The sequence below is a fragment of the Streptococcus macedonicus ACA-DC 198 genome (assembly GCA_000283635.1).
GTDB lineage: Bacteria > Bacillota > Bacilli > Lactobacillales > Streptococcaceae > Streptococcus > Streptococcus macedonicus.
Window position 1 is genome coordinate 1253006 of the sequence record HE613569.1, and the last position, 20166, is coordinate 1273171.

The following is a 20166-nucleotide window of genomic DNA, read 5'->3' on the forward strand; positions in this document are numbered from 1 at the left end:
TCCCACTAAATTTTATATTTCTCACACATAACAAAAAAAGTCTTTATGATATAATTGAAACTACGTGCAAAACTGAATCACGTTAAAAGCTGATAGGAGAAAATTAATGAAAAAGAGCGGACTAGGAAAAATCATTCTGATTATCCTAGTAATTCCTTTAGTCATCACTGTTGCTGTACTTTTAATGCCAGTAGCTCTTATTGGTGGTATTGGTGCAATTTGGTACTTTACTAAAAAGAAACCAGATATTAAAAAGAGAAACATCTCTATTGCAGTTGCTGCCGTTGGCTTGCTAGGAACTATCTTTATTACGCCAGCCGTTTTTAAAAGCAACAATAACACTTCAACAACTACTGCTTCTTCAACTATTGCAACATCTTCTAGTTCATCTAAAACCAAAGAAAGTTCTTCTAAGACAGAGGAATCAACTGAGCCAACAACTCAAAACAATGGGCCAGAATACACCGAAGAATCTAATGCAGCATTTGCAACAGCATTCATGAATGCGCTAAATCAATCTCTTGCAGATAACGGTACAAATGTTAGCGTTAGTGTACAATACTACGGCGATAACCTAATTTATGTTATTGTTCCGCAAGACTTCAAATACGAAACGAATGTAAATCTTCAAAAACTAGCTGATACAGTTCTTGATGCCAAAGAAAATTATTTCAATAATTGGGCAATCGAAAACGGTTATGATTTAAGCTATACAAACTCACCAAATCTCTACCTAAAATCCGAAGATGATACTACTTTAGCCGAAGAAAGTGGTATTTTCAGCAAAAAAATGAAATTAAAAGTAGATAATAGCTAACAGTATTTAGAAACAAAAAAATCCCTCACACTCTCCATCGCCAAACTTTGAGTGCAGGGGTAAAAATAATTAGTATAGTAAAGAGCCATTTAATGGGCGCTTTTCTAGTATCCTATTTTATCAAATTAGGAGGTGATGTCAAGAATTTCTCTAAGTTAAAAAGCCTTGTCCAGAAGCTAAATTTTTAACAAGGAGAAACAAATGAAATACATAAAAACAAAATATCCAAATATATATACATATGAAAATAAAAAAGGGCAAACGCTACTACGTTCGCCGAAAATTTAAATTCAGTGGCAAGAAGAAAGAAATCACTAAAAGCAATCTGAAAACTCTTGCAGAAGCTAGACACGCTCTTGCCGAAATAGAAGCTAAAATTGATAACAACGAATACGACCCACGTTTAAACGTGACTGTCAATGAATATTGGGAAATATACAGCGAAAACCGTATCAAGACAGGGCGTTGGGCGCCAGATACGATAGCAAATAAAGATACACAGTACAGACATTGTTTTCAAAAACGTTTTGGTAATATCAGACTAAAAGATATTGAAAGACTTGACTACGAAGAATATATTACACAATTGCTAAATAAATATGCCAGAGTAAGCGTCGTTCAGGCTAACGGTATTTTTGAAGCAATGGTAAATGATGCTGTAGTCAATGGTTATCTTGACAAGAACCCTATTTTAAAAATCTACATTGGCGAAAATGGAATCAAACCAAAGAACAAACAAATTTCTTTGAAGGAGTTCAGAAAATGGGATAGCTGCGCTAAAAAAGTATTATCTCAATACGATTACGTAATGGTGCGACTTACCTACTTTGGAATGCGACGAAGCGAGGTGCTCGGTATTAAATTTAGCTCTTTAGAACTAGTGGGCAATCGTTTTAAAATATTTTTAGACGAAAGTCGAACATATCGCCGTCCAAATGGAAACGGAATGAAAACAAAACATCAAGGCGCTATGTAGTCGTTGATGAAGAAATTAGTGCGCTATTGAAAACGGCAATAAACACTTCTAACGAAATTGCTAAAAAAGCTGGTCGGATTCTTTCAAAAAGTGACTTTCTTTTTTTAGATGCTGGCGAGAGAGTTCGAAAGGACGCTGGAAAACCAGTCGCTTGTAGTCGTATATTTACAAATTTTAAAAAAGTAAACAGAAATTGCGATATTCACGCCACCCCTCATATGATGAGACACTTTTTTGCTACACAAGGACAAATTGCTGGCGTTCCGATTGAGCACATGGCAGCTGCTCTTGGTCACTCAACGTCTTATATGACACAGCAATATACACATATCCAAGACGAAGTAGCAAGCAACGTTACTGATTCATTCTTGCGTGCAATCAAGTAAAAAATTCCCCGCCTTTGTCCACTCCTAAAAATCAAAAAACACCAAAAAATAGCAAAAAGACATCATTTTTATTTTTTAAGAACCCTTTTAAAACGCCGTTAAAATAGGGTACGGCTAGTTATGTTAAAAAACTTTCCTTTATGATATAATTGAAGCTGAGATTTTATCTTTAGGAAAAAAAATAAAGGAAGTTCCTACAGTGAAAAAATTGAAACAGGTTATCTCACACGTGCTAAACACACGCTTGGGATTCATTTTGACGCTTTTGTTTATGTACTGGCTAAAAACCATGTGGGCTTACCACGTTGACTTTAGTCTTGATTTGGAAAATTTATATCAAGTTTTCCTTTCAATAATCAACCCCATTTCGCTTGGTTTGCTTTTACTTGGATTAAGTCTTTATATTAAGAGGACACGTGTTTTTTATGCCGTTAGTTGGATTATTTACACTATTTTAAATATTCTACTTATCGCTAACGCCATTTATTTCCGTGAGTTTTCTGATTTTATTACTGTTAGTGCAATGCTTGCAAGTAGTAAGGTTTCTGCTGGTTTAGGGGATTCTGCCTTAAATCTACTGCGAGTTTGGGATATTGTCTATATCTTTGATTACATTATCTTAATTATTTTATTTGCTACAAAAAAAATAAAAACAGATAAACGTCCTTTCAACAAACGTGCTAGTTTTGCGATTACAGCATTATCGACTCTGCTTTTCTCTATCAACCTTTTTATGGCAGAAATTGATAGACCTGAATTGCTAACTCGTGGTTTCTCAAATGTCTATGTCGTTAGAGCGCTTGGTTTACCATCTTTCACCGTCTATAGTGCTAACCAAACTTATCAAGCTGAAAAAGAACGTAGTGAAGCAACTGCTGACGATTTGACCGAGGTTAAGAAATACGTTTCAGAACATTATGCAGCACCAAACTCTAAGTATTATGGTATTGCTCAAGGAAAAAATGTTATCATTATTCATTTAGAAAGTTTCCAACAATTCTTGATTGACTACAAACTGGAAGTTGATGGACAATCTTATGAAGTAACACCATTCCTTAATTCGCTATATCACTCAAACTCAACTATTTCTTTCTCAAACTTCTTTAACCAAGTTAAGGCTGGTAAGACTTCCGATGCCGAAACATTAATGGAAACATCGCTTTTCGGACTCAGCAGCGGGTCATACATGGTTAACTACGGTGGAGATAATACAGCGTTTGCTGCTCCTTCTATTCTTGCTCAAACAGGCGGATATACTAGCGCTGTATTCCATGGTAATGTCGGTTCGTTCTGGAATCGTAACAATACTTATAAACAGTGGGGATATGACTACTTCTTTGATTCATCATATTTTCAAGAGCAAACTGATGAAAATTCATTCCAATACGGCTTGAATGATAAATACATGTTTGCTGATTCTATTAAGTATTTAGAACACCTTCAACAACCATTCTATACGAAATTTATCACAGTAAGTAACCACTATCCTTACACTAGCTTGGCCGGAGAATCTGATGAAGAAGGTTTCCCACTAGCTCAAACTGATGATGAGACCATTAATGGTTACTTCGCTACAGCTAATTACCTTGATTCTGCTATTGAAGCTTTCTTCAATTACTTAAAAGAATCTGGTTTATATGACAATTCTATTATCGTGCTTTATGGGGATCACTACGGTATTTCAAATTCAAGAAATACTAGCCTAGCTTCCCTACTTGGTAAAGACTCAGAAACTTGGACAGAGTACGATAATGCTATGCTCCAACGTGTTCCATTTATGATTCACATTCCAGGGTACACAGACGGCTTTATTAGTGACACCTATGGTGGTGAGGTTGATGCTTTACCTACACTTCTTCACTTGCTTGGTGTCGATACTAGCAACTATGTTCAACTTGGACAAGATTTGCTTTCTGAGGATAACGATCAAACTGTTGCTCTCAGAACAGCTGGATATTATATCACACCTACATATACAAGTTATAGCGGACAGCTCTACTACACAGCGACTGGTGAAGAAATCACCAATCCAGATGAAAGCACTACTGCGGCAACAAAAGAAATCCGCAATGCCGTTGCTAAACAGCTTTCCGTTAGTGACGAAGTCCAGACGGGAGATTTACTCCGCTTTGACACAGATACTGGTTTAGAAACCGTTGATAGTTCGTCGATTTCCTACTCCAACTCCTTGAAGAGCCTGAAATCGATAGAGAAAAAACTAGGTGATGAATCGACAAGCTTGTATAGCGAAAATGGTAACCAATCTACCGTTGACCTCTTTAAAGCTCCAAGCTATATGCAACTGCACAGTAGCTCATCATCATCAAGTTCAAGTGACGGCTCCTAACCCATAATTAACATAATCAAAACAACCAATCACTATTACATTTAGTGATTGGTTGTTTTTTGCCTTATACCAATAAGTGAAAATAATCCTTTTCTAGTACTCCTACGATTACCTTTCAAGTCGAAGTTACATTCTAATTTCTCTAGCAGACTCAAAATCGAACTCACAAGTAAATAATAAATCCTGTCTTGCCAACAATATCTTATCACCGTTTTTCGACGGTAATCCCGAACACGCTATTTCAAAATTCTTAACGTCTAAATCATAGCGCACCAGGTAACGATATAAATAGTTCACATGTTTTATTCTATTTGAATAATCGAGTAGGGGCTAACTTGTAGTCCCTCTCACACCACCATACGTGCCGTTCGGCATACGGCGGTTCCATTAACTGTTAACATGTCGTTCCATGTAGTAGTCTAAACAGCTGACTAATCCTCGTTTTGTGAGGATTGGTTTTGATATAGCTTGATTAAGGACAGACTGACAGGTTACCAGTTGATAGTGGTTACCCCAACCCGATACCTTGTCTGCTAACCACCTAGGAACACCTAATTTAAGCAATCCCAAACGCCGTTTAGCTTTGGTTTTCCACTGCTTCCAGATAATCACTCGTAAATGAGTTCGCAAATGCTTATCTATCTTGGTGAGAGTTGTTTTCATCACTCCGATACGGAAGTAATTTATCCAACCCCTGATTAGCCAGTTAAGCCGTTGAATTCTCATACCTAGTTCTATACTATGCTTACGGCTGGTAAGAAGTTTTAACTTTTCCTTGAACCATCTAACGCTATCTTGATGAGGACGACTTACCCATTGGTTTATTTTAGGTTGATACCAAAAGCCAAAGCCGAGATAGTTTAGACGAGTTGGCTTAGGGATTTTGGTCTTTCTAGCGTTAACCTTGAGACCGAGACGTTTCTCAATATAGCGAGTAACAGAATGCATCACTCGAATAGCTGATGCTCTACTTCCTACAGCCATAACACAGTCATCTGCGTACCTCACAAAACGTAACCCTCGTGCCATTAGCTCCTTATCCAACTCATTAAGCATGATATTGGATAATAATGGGGAGAGATTACCTCCTTGCGGTGTACCAACTGGTGTATCATGGTACTTTCCTTGTATTATAACACCAGCTTGTAGGTATTTACGGATGAGAGATTCTGTATCTCCGTCATTGGTGATGTTGTGTACATAGGACATCAAGCGGTCTTGGGGAACATTATCAAAGAATTTCTCTAGGTCAATGTCCACTATCCAAGTATAACTGTCATTAAGATAGTCTAATAGCTTCAGGGTAGCCATTTCACAAGAGCGGTTCGGACGAAAGCCATAACTCGTCTCTTGGAAATGTGGTTCACACAAGGGTGTGATAACTTGGACTATCGCTTGTTGGATAATTCTATCCACTATGGTTGGTATACCTAGGTTACGCTTTACTCCCTGTGGTTTGGGTATTTCTACTCGTAAGACAGGTTGTGGTTTGTACTTTCTCGCAAGTATCTGGCTTTTAATCATACACCAGTTCTTATTGAGGTACAAGCCAATATCTGTTACGGTGATACCGTCTACACCAGCTGACTCTTTATTAGCACAAACTTTGGTGAAAGCAGTCATCATATTCTCTTTAGATAAGATTTGAGTTAACAATGGCGACATGTGTGTGATTCTTTTCTTGTTTCGTTACCTACGGGACACCTTGTATTAAGATAGTTCGCTGCCTATACGGGACAGTTACTATACCTATCAGACCGACGTTTCAGGTACAGGCGAAGTGGAAACACCTCTTCAGTTAATAGTTCACCCCTTCGCTCCACTTCCATTACAGAAGTTTCAACGCTACTATGGGTTCGGCTGACTTCTCATTGTTGTTACTAGGATAGTTTCCTCAATGAGACCTCACGGGATAAGTCATACATCTTTCCTCGATTACTCTCGTGATTTACACCAACAGGTTACGACTACCTTCTTGGACTTTAGTGTTTTTGGCCACCTCATCCGCTGTTAACGCCTTGTATCACGTTTCTATTCGTAGAACCTCGATTTCGCTATCCCTTCCTCTCCCCGCTACCTCACGTCCCCGCTACCTCACGATAGTCAGGATGCAGAGTCGCTATTGGGTTCACCGGTAGCAGGTACCCAGAGGACTTGCACCTCAGATGTACGACATGCCCGTCGTACCAAAAAAGCACTAAGCTGTAAGCTTAGTGCTCTTAATTGATTTTAAGTAGAACTTACGTTTGTTTTAATTCTTATTTACCAAGTTTAGCTTTAGCTGCATCTGCAAGAGCTGTGAAAGCTGCTGCATCGTTAACTGCTAAATCAGCAAGCATTTTACGGTTAACTTCGATTTCAGCTAATTTCAAACCGTGCATCAATTGTGAGTATGACAAACCATTCATACGAGCTGCTGCATTGATACGTGTGATCCAAAGTTTACGGAAATCACGTTTTTTCTGACGACGGTCACGGTATGCATAGTAGTAAGAGTTCATTACTTGTTCTTTTGCAGTACGGAACAAGATATGTTTTGCACCATAGTAACCTTTAGCAAGTTTCAATACACGTTTACGACGTTTGCGTGATACAACGCCACCTTTAACACGAGCCATTTATATTCTCCTCCAAATAATTCTTAATAATATTGAGTAAATGCTTTATTCTTATTTAAGACCTGAAAGCATTGCTTTAATACGTTTGAAATCTCCTGGGTGCACCATAGCGGCTTTGCGAAGATGACGACGTTGTTTTTTAGTTTTACCGTGGAAACGGTGTGAAGTAAACGCACGGAAGCGTTTCAATCCACCAGAACCTGTACGTTTGAAACGTTTAGCTGATGCGCGGTGAGTTTTTTGTTTTGGCATTTTAGAATTCTCCTCTTAAAATATTTAAAATTGACAATTATTTTTTGTCAGGAATTGGAGCAAGTTGCATGAACATTTGACGTCCATCCATCTTAGCTCGTTGCTCAATAATAGCAATATCTTGCGTTCTTTCTGCAAATTCCGCCAATACCTTTGCTCCAATTTCCTTGTGAGTAATCATACGACCTCTAAAGCGAATTGAGACTTTCACTTTGTTTCCTTTTTCAAGGAATTTACGGCCATTACGAAGTTTAGTGTCAAAGTCACCTTTATCGATAACTGGGCTAAGACGAACTTCTTTAACAGTCACAACGCTTTGTTTTTTACGTTGTTCCTTACTTTTCTTTTGATACTCAAATTTGAACTTTCCATAGTCCATAATTTTTGCAACAGGTGGCGTAGCTTGTGGCTGAATTAAAACCAAGTCAACATTAGCGTTATCAGCAACAGCTTGTGCTTCTGATAATGGTTTAATTCCTAGTTGTTCACCATCAAGACCAACGAGACGAACTTCGCGAACGCGGATTTCATCGTTAATGAATAGATCTTTCTTAGCTATGATTTTCACCTCTTTATTTTTTTAGAGAAAAACAAAAACGGACTTGACAAACCAAGCCCGTACATACATAGTATTCCCGGAGGAATCTTTGACATGTTGGGCCAGACAACCTTAGTCGCAAGGCGAGAAGTTCTCACTTCTGCTTTTCTCATTGTCTCTATTCTATCATAGAGACTAATCCATGTCAATGATTTTTTCTGCTTTTTCTTGAATAAATTTGACAACACCGTCGATATCAACACCAGTTGTATCAAAAGTAATGGCATCATCAGCAGCTTTCAACGGTGAAACTTTACGATGACTGTCTTTGTAATCACGTTCTGCAATTTCACGCATCAATGTTTCAAAATCCGTTTCAATACCTTTTTCTTGGTTTTCTTTAAAACGACGTTCTGCTCGTTCTTCTACCGACGCAATCAAGAAAATTTTCAATTCTGCATCTGGTAAAACAACCGTTCCAATGTCACGACCATCCATGATGATAGCACCATTTTTAGCAATGCGACGTTGTTGCTCAACCAGTTCTTCGCGAACTTCTGGTATAGCTGCCACCCAAGAAACGTTGTTTGTCACATCATTTTGGCGGATAGCAAGTGTCACATCTTTGTCACCAACAAAAACAGTTTGACTACCATCTTCGGCACGTCCAAAAGAAATAGGGTGCTTAGACAAAGCTTCTAAAATTTCTTGGACGTTGTTTTCTGTTAATCCATTTTGCAAAGCTAGATAAGTTGCTGAACGATACATTGCTCCAGTGTCAAGATAAGTATAGCCAAGATTTTTAGCAATAATCTTGGCTACTGTACTCTTTCCACTTGAAGCAGGACCATCAATCGCAATTCTAATTGATTTCATGATTTCCTTTTCTTCCTAATTAATATAAACTTCATCTCCTGGGTTAGCATACCAATAACCCGATGTCATGTGGTCAGGGTTAAGCTCATAGAGTGTTTCAACTGAAATGCCTGCACGTGCTGCAATAGAAGCTGGACCTTCTCCTGGTAAAACAGTAATAGTGTCGCCGCTACCAGTAGAGCTTGAAGATTCAGTTATATCATCTGAACTTGCATCTGTTGAAGACTCATCAGTCGTTGTTTCAGCAGTTATCTCTGATGATGACGCTTCTGACGACGAAGAAACAACGCTAGATGATGATGCACCATAAAAATTCGATGTTTCTGATGCTTTATCACTATCACGATTTGAAGTGTAAAAAACAACAAACAAAATCGCAACCACAATGACAAAGAAAATACTAAGCAACGCTGTCAACAAAGGCGTACTAATAGCAGAGCCTTTTGTTTTACGGCTGATTTTAATTTCGTTGTCATCGACTACTTTTTCTTCCCACGGTTGTTTTGTCATAATGTCCCCTTGTTAAATAAATCAATTCATATTACAATAATACTATGAAAGTATCAATAATTCCCGAAAAATGTATTGCTTGCGGCCTATGCCAGACATATTCTAAACTTTTTGATTACCATGATGACGGTATCGTAAAATTTGCCGATTCTGAGGATTTAGAAAAAGTTGTTCCTAACTCAGATCAAGACACCCTCACTGCTATCAAATCTTGCCCAACAAAGGCTCTTACTATTTTGTAGGAGCTTTTTTGTTAGCCTTGTAAGCTTCAAAGTAATCCAGCTTGATAAAATTGTCTATCAATTCTACTGCGCCAAGAAAGTCAGGATGAACTGCCAAAGCATCTAAAAAGTATTTCTTAGGCCATTTTCTCATATAAAAAATACGGTCTGGCTGATTTTTAATTTTTATGATAATACCAGATTTGTTGACTTCAATCTTTTTAATCTGTGCAATCGCTACGCTTGATTTTTCAAAAGGATTCAAAGAAACAATCCGTAATCTTCCATTTTCTTCGATAACGAAATACCGATGAAAACCAAGACCAACCAGCACAATAAAGATAGCAAATAAGATAAAAAATTGACTTGGTATTTTTGTCCGCTCAAACAGTAATGATAAGCCGATAAACATTGGCGCTACAGCAATGGACCAATAGATAATTGACCAAGATAACTCAGGTTGCCAGTGGTATCGCATCTTTCCAAAGATTTTAATCATAACAGTCCTCCATTAATCTATTCTAACAAACAATACTTATGTAAAGCTTAAGGTTATTTTTGGACAATACCGATAATAACATCCACAGCTTTTTCCATTGTTTGAAGACTGACAAATTCAAAGCGACCATGCATATTTTCACCACCTGCAAATAGGTTTGGCGTAGGAATTCCCATAAATGAGATTTTTGAACCGTCTGTTCCACCACGAATTGGCTCGATAACTGGCTTGATTTCCAAATCTTCCATGACTTCCTTAGCAAGTTCAACTGGTGTCATGTCTTTTTCAATGATTTTCTTCATATTGTAGTATTGGTCATGAAGATTGACAATAACACTTTCTTTACCTAATTCAGCATTCATCTTATCAGCGATTTCTTGAACCATTTTTTTACGATTTTCAAACGAGCCGTCTTCAAAATCACGGATAATATATGAGCTGTGTGCTTTTTCCACAGTACCTTCCATACCATGTAAATGGAAAAATCCTTCATAGCCTTCTGTATTTTCAGGGCGTTCATTTTCTGGTAATTGGTTATGGAAATCAATCGCTAGTTGCAAAGCGTTAATCATTTGATTTTTAGCTGTTCCTGGGTGAACATTACGTCCCATGAAATCAACTTCCAAAGCAGCTGCACTAAATGTTTCGTATTGAATTTCGCCAAGTGGTCCACCATCGACCGTATAAGCAAAGTCAACGTTGAAATCATCAACATCGAATTTATCAGCACCGACACCGATTTCTTCGTCAGGACCAAAACCAACACGAATCTCACCATGTTTGATTTCAGGATGAGCTACCAAGTATTCAACGGCTGTCATGATTTCAGCGATACCTGATTTATCATCAGAACCAAGAAGGGTTGTTCCGTCAGTTGTTACCAAGGTTTGACCAAGGTAATTATTTAAATTTGGAAATTCTTCTGGGTTGAGGTTATAACCAGATTGACCAAGTTCAATAGCGCCACCTGCATAATTTTCAATAACTTGTGGCTTGATACCTTCAGCGTTAAAATCAGCCGTATCCATGTGTGCGATAAAACCAATTTTTCGTGTTTTTGTTGAATCGTTAGCTGGTAAAGTACCAACAAGATAACCATTTGTCAAATAGTGTACATCTTGCAAACCAACCGCTTCCATCTCAGGCTTCAAAACGTTTAATGCAAAGTCAACTTGAGTCTGAGTTGAAGGTGTTGTAGTACTGTCAGGATTACTACGCGTATTCACTTTCACATAGCTTAAAAAACGATTTAATAAATTTTCGTAAGACATTATTCACCTCTATTTTTTTCATTACCATTATAGCATAAAAAAACAGTCCAGTGGACTGTTTTTTCATGAGTCTTGAAATTAATGAACGAGTTCAGTCCAGTGGACTGTTTTTTTATGAGTCTTGAAATTAATGAACGAGTTCAGTCCGGTGGACTATTTTTTAACGAGTCATAAAATTAATAAAGAGTTCGTTTTAAAATTTAAAACTTTTATTCTGATACATGATAATAAGCTTTGTTAGCGATATCTCCAGAACTAATATCGGCAGAAGAAATAATACGGTCTTTTGATAACTCAGAATTATCACTTTGTCCGTTCAAATAATCACTAGAAAAGCTAGTATTAGCAGGTACAATGTAAAGTGTCACATTTGTTTTTGACCCTGTTTGAACATCTAAGAGTAAGATTCCATTTTGATCAATATCCAGAAAATCAGCCGTCAACCCTTCTGTTGCCAATCCCGCATCATCAAACGTCAAAGTTTCCCCAGAAGCATTCTGCCACGTTCCAGCCATTGTTGAATAGTCTGCTTTCAAAATAGCACCTGTATTAATTGGAGCTAACGTAACTTCTATTGATGATGAACTTTCTGTTGATGGTACTTCTTCTGATTTAGATGAAACAGTTGATGATGTACTTATCTCACTTGAACTTGTCGATTTCTTAACACTACTACTTACTGTAGTTAACGAAGAACTCTGATTGGTACTATTTTGCGAATGCGTAGAACACGCCGCTAGTAATCCTAAAGACAAAAGTAAGGTTAGGTAACATCTCAATTTCTTTTTCATTGGTAACCTCCTTTACCATGTGAAGCGACCAGTATAATCAATGTTTTCATCTAAATCATGTGATAATTTAGGTGATACATTTGTATATTGCCATGCCGCTGCTGATGAATAATAAGCAAGGGATTTAGCTGTTTCTTGGTCTAAATAGGTATATCCATAAACATAGTGAGCTACCCAGAAATTAGACATGCCAAATGTTGATGTGCTAACTTTTCCGCCCTTGATATCCAACCAACTTGCCATTGTATAGTAAACCAAGTCACCATAACCAAGGCGACTCATTTCTTCTTTCCAAGCTCGCGTGCTAACATTAATATCTCCATTTAGCATTTCTGAAGATTCCATATCATTAACCATAACTGTTGAACTTGAAAGTCCTAATGATTTTGCAACCGAAACAAAGTATTGCGCTTCGGCTTTAGCTTCCGCAGCCGTTTCATAATGTGAATAATGATAAGCTGAAACTTTCAAACCAGCAGCTTGTGCATTGCTAATTTGAGAACTTGCATATGGATTGGTATAACTTGTTCCTTCTGTCAATTTAACAACCACACCTGTAATTCCTTGACTCTTCAATGATAGGAATTCAGTAACTGAAATAACGCCATTATGACTACTGATATCAATGAAATAGGACGATTCTTGCTGAACAGGTTGGTCTGCATTAAAAGTATAGCTACCTAGATTATAACCTGATGTTGTCCCATCACTAAAATCAACATAGACATGCACCGTATAATCACCTTTGATGTAATCATGATACTTTTCATCTACTGTTAAGCTTGCGGTGCCATTAGTAATATCTGATGTTGTGTACCAGTAAAGGTTAGATTGATCACTTTCTGACCAAGCCACTACACGAATGAATTTCAATTGCTTACTTGCGCTTGTCTCAGAGACTGTAACAGTCAATACTCCACTATCTTTATCATAATTTGAAACAGTTATTGTTGGTGCTGTTGCACTTGTTTCTGTGACTGTAAAACCTTTGGTTACAGCTAAGCCGATAAACTGATTGCCGAGTTTGCTTTGCCCATAAACGTAAACATTGTAGTCACCTGAATCATAATGATGATCTTTCAATGAAATGGTACCAGTATAAGTTGATGAATCTTCTTTAGTCGCAGTTAACCAATCAATATCATCTTGTCCGTTTACCGTACTCCAAACTGGTAAAGATACTGATTTGATATAAATTGGCACATTTATCACCGTGACTTTGTAGGTATTGTCATCAACTTTGGTAATAGTTGTTTGAACATTTGACTTTTCAATAACAATATCTGTCGCATTCAAACCAACAGCTTTACCTGTTTCAAATGAATACGTGTGAATATGATAAGTTTCATATCCTGAATGATTTTCATATGATGCTAAAGCTGTTCCAGCAAAACTTGCATCAGACCAAACCAAATCATCTTGGTCATTATTATCAGACCAAGCCGCAAATTTTAGAGATTCTCCTGCTGTGATAGTTCCATTATATTGAATGGAAAGCGTATTTCCAGAAACAGAAGCCTCTACTAATGATTTTTGAGTCTGGGTTGAAGTCACTTTCTTTGCTGTTGCTTGCACCAATGACGTCGTAAGACTTGCTGTATTGACTTCAGAAACAGTATCAGTATTCACCTTCAAAGTTTCAGTCTCATTGTCATCTTCCGTAACTTCTTCATCCACAGCACTAGTGATTGTAGTGCTTGTTTCTGCTACTTCTGCTGTTTGAGAATCCTCGCTGACTTCTTCTGCTTTTGTATTGGCACCAAGATTATCAGACGTATCAGACAATGCTGACTCATTAGCTACTACTGTCGCATCTGTTGTGTCTGTAGTTGCTGAAGCTATTGAAGAATTATTTTCAGAAACCGTTGTTTCGTTATTGCTATCTTCTACAAGTGGCTGTTCAGATGACAATTCCGTTGCTTGTTCTACTTCAAATACAGATGTATCTGCAACATTGTTTTCTGTCGTTGATGAAACTTGCTCCGTTTGAACATTCTCAGCTGTTGTAGAAATCGTTGTGTTTTCATCTGCTAAAACTAAACTTGAACTTAGAAAAGCCCCAATAATCACTGGCGATAAAAGACAATTTCGCAGGACATTTTTTCAAATGCTCCCCTCCTCTTTCTTACTTCCTTTTCACCATTGTAACATGATTTTCAATGTCTACAAGCGCATACAAATTCCCTATCACAAATAAGGTAGCGATTTCAAAACCGCTACCTTATGATTAATCTGGATAAATGTAGGTTACACTTCCACCCCAGAATGAATCGAGTGGATTAAACCAACCACGGAAATTCGCTATGTATTGATTTCCAGCGTAATTAGATTCTTTAACTTGAATACGTGTATTACTCGCTACATCTGCCACATAAGCTACGTGACCATAACCGCCACCATCATTTGGCCAAACTGCAATCGACCCCACACGTGGCGTTGAGCCAGTCCTAAATCCCTTAGTTTTGGCATTTGTGGCCCAGCCGCCAGCATTCCCAAGCCAATTCGGAATCCATGGCGCTAGTGTTTTCACCGCCCAAGTACACTGACCAACAGGGTAAGTATTCGTTTCATTAATGTATGTCGTGATACGAGGGGATGGGGCAGCGCTTGGTTTAGAAACATTAACCACATTAAATCCCGATGTTACTCTTAACCCTTCAAAATTGTTACTAATAGCATTTTGGCCATAGATATGGACACTATAGTCTCCTGAAGTATATCCATGATTCGCTAAATTGACTTGAGCTTTATAGGTTCCTTCCCCTATTTTTGTTGTTGTATACCACTTGATATCATCTTGACCATTTACATTCGACCAGACTGGTACTGTAATTGAAGTAATGTATTCTGGTACATTAGTTACTAATACATCATAAGTTGTATCATTAATTTTGTTAATCTGATACGAAACATCTTGCTTATTAATTGTAATGTCTTGACAACTAATCCCCGACATTTTTCCATCTTGTGATACATATGTATGGATATTGTATTTGCCATATCCACTATGATTTTTTAAGTCAGCAATCGTTGTTCCTGTACCATTATCAGCATACCACTTAATATCATCCTGACCATTTTCCTCTGACCAAACAGCATAATATAGCGTTCCATTAGTTGGAGCATAAATATCCGTAGACATTCGAATACCACCATCTTTGAGACTGAGTGTCGGTGCCTTAGGACTGATCCATGTATTCTCCATAACAACACCTGATCTGCTGCCATCAGCGTAGTTAGTATAAACATGCGTGATATAATTTCCCGCATGATTACCATGATTAGCTAAATTAAACCGAACCCTAGCTTGACCATTCGAAATATCGGAAGTTGAATACCACTTAATATCATCCTGACCATTTTCTTCCGACCATACAGCTGCATCTACTTGTTTAATAGTCTTACCATTACTTGATTGTTGAGCAATAACTTCAAAAGTTTTACTCACTGAATCATAATTAGTTTTAGAAATCATAGCATTTCCTTGCTGATCAGCAAAAACTGGATGTGAAAGACAAGTTGCACCTAGTACAACCGTTGACAATAAAGCTGTTTTAAGTTTACTCAAAAAGCTGTTCTCCTTCTTTGTATAATGTGTTTACACTATATAATTCGGAAAAACAGCTATAAAATCTGGTATTATTTAATATAATTTATCCTTTTTCTTTTACGATGTAAACTGGACGTTTTTTGGTTTCAAGGAAAATTTTGGAAATGTATTTTCCAATGATTCCGAGAGCAAGCAGTTGAATACCACCAATGAACAAGATGATACAAACTAGACTAGCCCAACCAGTGACACTACCGCCAATAGTCAATTTTCGAACAATGATAAATAGAATTCCTAAAATTGAGAGTATGAAAGAAAATGTTCCTGCCCAAAGAGATAAATCAAGTGGTGCTTCAGAAAAGTTGATGAACCCTTCCATTGAGTATTTTAATAAACTCCAAAAGTTCCATGATGTTTCACCAGCGACACGCTCACGATTTTCATAAGCTATGTAAGTCACATCGTAACCAACCCATGAGAAAATTCCCTTTGAAAAACGATTGACTTCTCCAAATTCTAAAATGCTATCAACAACTTGTCTAGTCATCAGACGGAAATCACGCGCACCATCTACCATTTCAGTATCTGAAACAGCATTTATTATTTTATAAAACATCTTAGAAAAGAAAGAACGAATGACTGGTTCACCTTTACGGTCGGCGCGACGTGTTCCAACAACATCATAGCCTTCTAAAATCTTCTGATACATATTAATCAAAAGCTCGGGTGGATCTTGTAAGTCCGCATCCATAACAGTAATTAAATCACCATCAGCTGCCTCAAGCCCTGCTAAAAGCCCTGCTTCTTTCCCAAAGTTACGTGAGAAAGATAGATAATGAACGTTAGGAAAACGACTTGCAACATCACGCAATACGTTCAATGTCTCATCTTTTGAACCGTCATTAACAAAAATATAATCAAATACCAAATGATTTTTCAACTTTTGCTCAACTTTTTGAGTTTCTTCCAAAAATGGATAAATTGTTTCTTGCTCATTGTAACAAGGAACAACGATAGATAGTTTTTTCATTTATTTACCTTCAATCTGAATTAACACTGTATAAGTATAGTATACAATTTTTATAAAAATTTCTAAAAACAAAAATAGGAGAACGCTCGCCTTCTCCTATCCCAAACATCTATTTCTGTTTTCTTAACTTTTGTTTAATGCGATAAAGAGAGTGACTAACCTTACGCGCTCCTCTTTCAAGTTTGGTTGGTTCTGTATTCAAAGTAATCAAATCAGAAATGTGACGTAATGGTGTCTCGGATGTTGATGAATCTTGATTTTTAATTTTTTCAATGATCTCTCTATAGGTCGTTTCAACGCTATAAAGTTGTTTGGCTTTTTCTTTATCCTGACTAGCTTGGCTATAAATAGTTTCCTGATTATCCAACATTGATTTAATCATATCAGTTAATTCATCAATATCACCAAGATGGTACATGGAGCCAATTTCAAAAATATCATAAGCTGTTTTATGCCCTAAATTATCTGATAAAATTGTCGGAAGCCCCTTTAAAATAGCTTCAACATAAACTAAACCAAATGTTTCTTGAGCAGACGTAAAAATACAAATATCTTTATCCGTTAAATATTCCCAAGGATTCGATTTGAAACCTAAGAATGAAATATTTTTAAGCTGACGTTTATCAATATAGGTTTGACATACTTTTTTATAATCATTATCCCATGGACCGATAAAAACAAGTTCTAAATCAGAATGTTCTTTTGTTTGCAGACGCTCAAAACTCTTAATGAGTTCAAGTTGATTCTTACGTTCGTTAATTCGACCTACTGAAACTATCCTAACCTTATCTCCCTTAATCAATTCCATATCTGGAATTTGAGTATAAGGAACAAAACATCCAATCTTTCTATTTTGGAACAATTGTTGAAGACTATTATTCAAATTTCCTGATACGCTAAAAATCTCTGTAGAATACTCTGAAATAAAATCACATTTATCAAGATAATAAGAAAACTCTTTTTCAGGGAATTCATGAATCAACCAGTAATGTGGAATACCTGCAAGTTTTGCTGCCACTGCTCCTTGAAAGACATTAACAGTATTTGAAACAACTAAATTAATGGAATATTTTTCAATGATTTCACCAATTTCTTTAATATTTCGGCGATAAGATTCTACACGATGTGCTTTAGAGCCTGGTTTTCCACCAGGTGCATCCTCCCACCACCACTTGGCAGCAGGAAGGTATATCATCTTGATTCCAACTTCATCATAATGTTTTTGATGTTCGTCTTGCCGCGGTGAAGGAATTTCTTGACAGACACTATAAATATTATATCCTTGAGCTACCAAGTATTTCATTAGATAAAAAATAGATATTTCTGCACCATTATCAAATGTTGTTGTCGGTGTAACAAATAAAATATTTTTCATGTTTACCCTTTTATTTCTAAAAAATTCATTTTAATCGCTTTAGTAGTAGCACGTGCCATAATTGTTTGAAAAGCATTTTCAGCTATTTGACTCCGAGAAGCTTTATTGATAATTAGAACCTCTAATTTTTCTTCCCATTCAGTATCTGAAGCCAAAATACCATCAACACCATCATCAATCATATCCTCAAATGAACCTATCCTACTAGCAACGGTTGGCACCTTAACTGCTGCTGCTTCTAACCACTTGATTTCTGATTTAGCTTCATTAAAGGTTGAGTGAACCAGCGGAGCTAAGTTGATATCAATAGCAGAAATTAGTCGTGGTAGTTCTTTCCAATCAACATAGGGATGAGTCACGATTTGCTCACCAAAATAAGCAATGTCTTCAGGAATATCCAGATGACCAGCTAAATGTAATTCCAAGTATGGGTATTTCTTCAATAAAGAAATGATCGCTGGCTTAATCATTTCAAAGTTCTCATTATGAGTTATTGAACCTGAAAAATATGCCATCTTAACTTTATGATTATCTGAATCTTTATGTGGAGTTTTTCGACTAATTTCAACCAATTCTTTTGACAATACATTACGATTGATAATCACAGCCTTTTTATAATTTTTCAACTCTTTTGCCAACTGATTCGTTGAAGTGATGACCGCATCACATTTTTCAAGCATTCTACCATACCCTCGAACACTCTCATCATAATTATTTTTATCTACTGTTGACAAATTTTGAGTATAAGCAAGTTGGTCAGTGTATTTTGTATCAAAAACTAAATCATCAATATCGTAAAAAATTGGAACACCTGTTTTATTTGCTAACTGACAAACTTGACTTAAAATAGGAAGATCTGGCGCACGATAAATAATAATATGACTAGCACCCTTACAGTCTAACAATTGAAGTTTAGAAAGGTTAACGACCTTCACATCATATCCAAGTTTTTCAAGCTGTTCTGCTTTATTTAAGACACGATATCTCGTACACTGAGGAATGATATTTTCAACGCCATCAATGATTAGCACATACTTTTGTTTTGATTTTTTCTTAAAATCATCAATAATATCTGTGATAATTTCAACAGGATAATCTGTTTTTTCTTCAATATATGAGATGAGTTCAGGAATTTCACTCTGACGTTCCAAACCTTGCCAAATAAATTGGTCATCATTATAGTTTGACAAAGCTGAATATTTTACCAATGGAGATCCTTGATTAAGTACACGTAAAGGATGTATGTACATCGCACTATCAGTTGTATCTCTAGTCAAAGCATCATAACGAAAGCCTAAATTAGCAAAATATTTTGTAAAATAAGTCTCATGTCTACCAATAGCTTTTTGACGTGAATCAGTATCTCTTAGTTTCTCCCAATAACGATAGAATGATTTTTGATGTAATAAGCTACGTTCGATAACTAGGAAATAAGTTTGAATATGCTCTGGGATATAACCAAACGGATTCAAGCCAGTAAAATCGGGTTGGATTTCGCCAAGTGAAATACCCCAAAAATCTAACGATTTTGAATCTACTGATGAAAATACAGTTTCTAAATCTTTAAAAGGACCAATATTAGTATCGTTAACCAGTAACAATTGATCATATTCTTTTAAACGTTCTTGACCAAGATTTAAAATTCCAGCTCGAAAAGCTGCCACATCATAACCCTTATTCTCTCTCAGAGTAACCTTACCAATTGCTTCTAGACGTCTAATACCTGACTGAGATAGCTCACCATTAACAACAATATGAACCTCATCAACAATTTTAGCCAACGCTTCTAGAAAAATGACTTTGTATTCTTGAAGAGCTTCCTTTCCTTCGAAAATATTATAAATCAAAATACGTTTTGTACGTGGAAGATAATTGTTATTACGAAATTTATCTCGAAATATTCGTAGTAAAAGACATCTTAATTTTAAGACAGCTCTCCTCCCAAAATGAGCAATTCTTTTAAGAACTTGTGCTATTTTTCGCAATACTGCTTTCAGTTTAACTAAACGTTGTGTTTTACTAATAATCCTCATTTTCATTTCCAATCTATTTGCTGTTATCTATTTTACACTAAAGCTATTAATTTTTCATTAGTAAATCAATTTTTAA

At 36.6% G+C, this 20166-nt stretch carries 19 protein-coding genes and 1 other annotated feature; of the genes, 5 read left to right on the top strand and 14 right to left on the bottom strand.

All coding sequences use genetic code 11. From position 1 onward, the window contains the following. The first annotated feature begins 106 nt into the window (after positions 1 to 106). The 4 genes from SMA_RS06335 (at position 107) to SMA_RS06345 (ending at position 4526) form a co-directional block, all read left to right on the top strand. The gene (locus SMA_RS06335; RefSeq protein ID WP_014294772.1) at positions 107 to 817 is read left to right on the top strand and encodes a hypothetical protein; all 711 of its coding nucleotides are present in this window, start codon (positions 107 to 109) and stop codon (positions 815 to 817) included. A gap of 241 nt (positions 818 to 1058) precedes the next feature. Then, positions 1059 to 1793: a tyrosine-type recombinase/integrase gene (locus SMA_RS12105; RefSeq protein WP_318248485.1), complete on the top strand. Its 735-nt coding sequence runs from the start codon at positions 1059 to 1061 to the stop codon at positions 1791 to 1793. 26 nt (positions 1794 to 1819) lie between these two features. Continuing rightward, the gene (locus SMA_RS12110) at positions 1820 to 2179 is read left to right on the top strand and encodes a tyrosine-type recombinase/integrase (RefSeq protein ID WP_331462061.1); all 360 of its coding nucleotides are present in this window, start codon (positions 1820 to 1822) and stop codon (positions 2177 to 2179) included. Positions 2180 to 2378: 199 nt separating this feature from the next. Next, the gene (locus SMA_RS06345; RefSeq protein ID WP_014294773.1) at positions 2379 to 4526 is read left to right on the top strand and encodes an LTA synthase family protein; all 2148 of its coding nucleotides are present in this window, start codon (positions 2379 to 2381) and stop codon (positions 4524 to 4526) included. A 387-nt stretch (positions 4527 to 4913) separates the two neighbouring features. Here the strand turns inward: SMA_RS06345 and ltrA are convergent, their stop codons facing one another. The 6 genes from ltrA to SMA_RS06375 all read right to left on the bottom strand — a co-directional run bounded on the left by ltrA (position 4914) and on the right by SMA_RS06375 (position 9320). Continuing rightward, entirely contained in the window at positions 4914 to 6191 is a 1278-nt protein-coding gene (gene ltrA, locus SMA_RS06350) for a group II intron reverse transcriptase/maturase (protein WP_014294775.1), read from the bottom strand. A gap of 593 nt (positions 6192 to 6784) precedes the next feature. Beyond that, positions 6785 to 7144, bottom strand: coding sequence for a 50S ribosomal protein L20 (gene rplT / locus SMA_RS06355; protein ID WP_000124839.1), 360 nt, complete (start codon positions 7142 to 7144; stop codon positions 6785 to 6787). A 51-nt stretch (positions 7145 to 7195) separates the two neighbouring features. Next, on the bottom strand, positions 7196 to 7396 hold the full coding sequence (gene rpmI / locus SMA_RS06360) for a 50S ribosomal protein L35 (protein WP_014294776.1): 201 nt from the start codon (positions 7394 to 7396) through the stop codon (positions 7196 to 7198). A 37-nt stretch (positions 7397 to 7433) separates the two neighbouring features. Then, a complete protein-coding gene (gene infC / locus SMA_RS06365) occupies positions 7434 to 7964 on the bottom strand; it encodes a translation initiation factor IF-3 (protein WP_014294777.1) in 531 nt (176 codons plus the stop codon). 14 nt (positions 7965 to 7978) lie between these two features. Further along, positions 7979 to 8106 (bottom strand) — a sequence feature (ribosomal protein L20 leader region). A gap of 23 nt (positions 8107 to 8129) precedes the next feature. After that, the gene (gene cmk, locus SMA_RS06370) at positions 8130 to 8810 is read right to left on the bottom strand and encodes a (d)CMP kinase (protein WP_014294778.1); all 681 of its coding nucleotides are present in this window, start codon (positions 8808 to 8810) and stop codon (positions 8130 to 8132) included. A gap of 15 nt (positions 8811 to 8825) precedes the next feature. Then, the gene (locus tag SMA_RS06375) at positions 8826 to 9320 is read right to left on the bottom strand and encodes an SAG1386/EF1546 family surface-associated protein (protein ID WP_014294779.1); all 495 of its coding nucleotides are present in this window, start codon (positions 9318 to 9320) and stop codon (positions 8826 to 8828) included. Positions 9321 to 9364: 44 nt separating this feature from the next. On the opposite strand from SMA_RS06375, the gene SMA_RS11035 reads away from it, so the two are divergent. After that, a complete protein-coding gene (locus SMA_RS11035) occupies positions 9365 to 9562 on the top strand; it encodes a ferredoxin (protein ID WP_009854461.1) in 198 nt (65 codons plus the stop codon). On the opposite strand, the gene SMA_RS06380 is transcribed toward SMA_RS11035, so the two are convergent. The 8 genes from SMA_RS06380 to SMA_RS06415 all read right to left on the bottom strand — a co-directional run bounded on the left by SMA_RS06380 (position 9552) and on the right by SMA_RS06415 (position 20090). After that, positions 9552 to 10040 (bottom strand): EbsA family protein, encoded by a 489-nt coding sequence (locus SMA_RS06380; RefSeq protein WP_014294780.1) that lies wholly within the window; start codon positions 10038 to 10040, stop codon positions 9552 to 9554. The two genes, SMA_RS11035 and SMA_RS06380, sit on opposite strands and share 11 nt — an antisense overlap. A 53-nt stretch (positions 10041 to 10093) precedes the next feature. Continuing rightward, positions 10094 to 11311, bottom strand: a complete 1218-nt coding sequence (gene pepT, locus SMA_RS06385; RefSeq protein WP_014294781.1) for a peptidase T — start codon at positions 11309 to 11311, stop codon at positions 10094 to 10096. A gap of 209 nt (positions 11312 to 11520) precedes the next feature. Beyond that, positions 11521 to 12102: a DUF6287 domain-containing protein gene (locus SMA_RS06390; RefSeq protein ID WP_014294782.1), complete on the bottom strand. Its 582-nt coding sequence runs from the start codon at positions 12100 to 12102 to the stop codon at positions 11521 to 11523. Positions 12103 to 12114: 12 nt separating this feature from the next. Continuing rightward, positions 12115 to 14172, bottom strand: coding sequence for a GBS Bsp-like repeat-containing protein (locus SMA_RS06395; protein ID WP_014294783.1), 2058 nt, complete (start codon positions 14170 to 14172; stop codon positions 12115 to 12117). Between the two features lie 157 nt (positions 14173 to 14329). Next, on the bottom strand, positions 14330 to 15670 hold the full coding sequence (locus SMA_RS06400) for a GBS Bsp-like repeat-containing protein (protein ID WP_014294784.1): 1341 nt from the start codon (positions 15668 to 15670) through the stop codon (positions 14330 to 14332). An 85-nt stretch (positions 15671 to 15755) separates the two neighbouring features. Continuing rightward, complete coding sequence (locus SMA_RS06405; RefSeq protein ID WP_014294785.1) at positions 15756 to 16682, bottom strand: glycosyltransferase family 2 protein; 927 nt, start codon at positions 16680 to 16682, stop codon at positions 15756 to 15758. Between the two features lie 109 nt (positions 16683 to 16791). After that, on the bottom strand, positions 16792 to 18057 hold the full coding sequence (locus SMA_RS06410; RefSeq protein WP_014294786.1) for a glycosyltransferase family 4 protein: 1266 nt from the start codon (positions 18055 to 18057) through the stop codon (positions 16792 to 16794). 2 nt (positions 18058 to 18059) lie between these two features. Next, entirely contained in the window at positions 18060 to 20090 is a 2031-nt protein-coding gene (locus SMA_RS06415; RefSeq protein WP_257235583.1) for a rhamnan synthesis F family protein, read from the bottom strand. Positions 20091 to 20166: the final 76 nt, after the last annotated feature.

Coding starts and splice junctions, on each gene's coding strand:
- SMA_RS06335 (WP_014294772.1), top strand. CDS start 107: ATGAAAAAGAGCGGACTAGGAAAAATCATTCTGATTATCCTAGTAATT.
- SMA_RS12105 (WP_318248485.1), top strand. CDS start 1,059: ATGAAAATAAAAAAGGGCAAACGCTACTACGTTCGCCGAAAATTTAAA.
- ltrA (WP_014294775.1), bottom strand. CDS start 6,191: ATGTCGCCATTGTTAACTCAAATCTTATCTAAAGAGAATATGATGACT.
- rplT (WP_000124839.1), bottom strand. CDS start 7,144: ATGGCTCGTGTTAAAGGTGGCGTTGTATCACGCAAACGTCGTAAACGT.
- rpmI (WP_014294776.1), bottom strand. CDS start 7,396: ATGCCAAAACAAAAAACTCACCGCGCATCAGCTAAACGTTTCAAACGT.
- cmk (WP_014294778.1), bottom strand. CDS start 8,810: ATGAAATCAATTAGAATTGCGATTGATGGTCCTGCTTCAAGTGGAAAG.
- SMA_RS06375 (WP_014294779.1), bottom strand. CDS start 9,320: ATGACAAAACAACCGTGGGAAGAAAAAGTAGTCGATGACAACGAAATT.
- SMA_RS11035 (WP_009854461.1), top strand. CDS start 9,365: ATGAAAGTATCAATAATTCCCGAAAAATGTATTGCTTGCGGCCTATGC.
- SMA_RS06380 (WP_014294780.1), bottom strand. CDS start 10,040: ATGATTAAAATCTTTGGAAAGATGCGATACCACTGGCAACCTGAGTTA.
- pepT (WP_014294781.1), bottom strand. CDS start 11,311: ATGTCTTACGAAAATTTATTAAATCGTTTTTTAAGCTATGTGAAAGTG.
- SMA_RS06390 (WP_014294782.1), bottom strand. CDS start 12,102: ATGAAAAAGAAATTGAGATGTTACCTAACCTTACTTTTGTCTTTAGGA.
- SMA_RS06405 (WP_014294785.1), bottom strand. CDS start 16,682: ATGAAAAAACTATCTATCGTTGTTCCTTGTTACAATGAGCAAGAAACA.
- SMA_RS06410 (WP_014294786.1), bottom strand. CDS start 18,057: ATGAAAAATATTTTATTTGTTACACCGACAACAACATTTGATAATGGT.
- SMA_RS06415 (WP_257235583.1), bottom strand. CDS start 20,090: ATGAGGATTATTAGTAAAACACAACGTTTAGTTAAACTGAAAGCAGTA.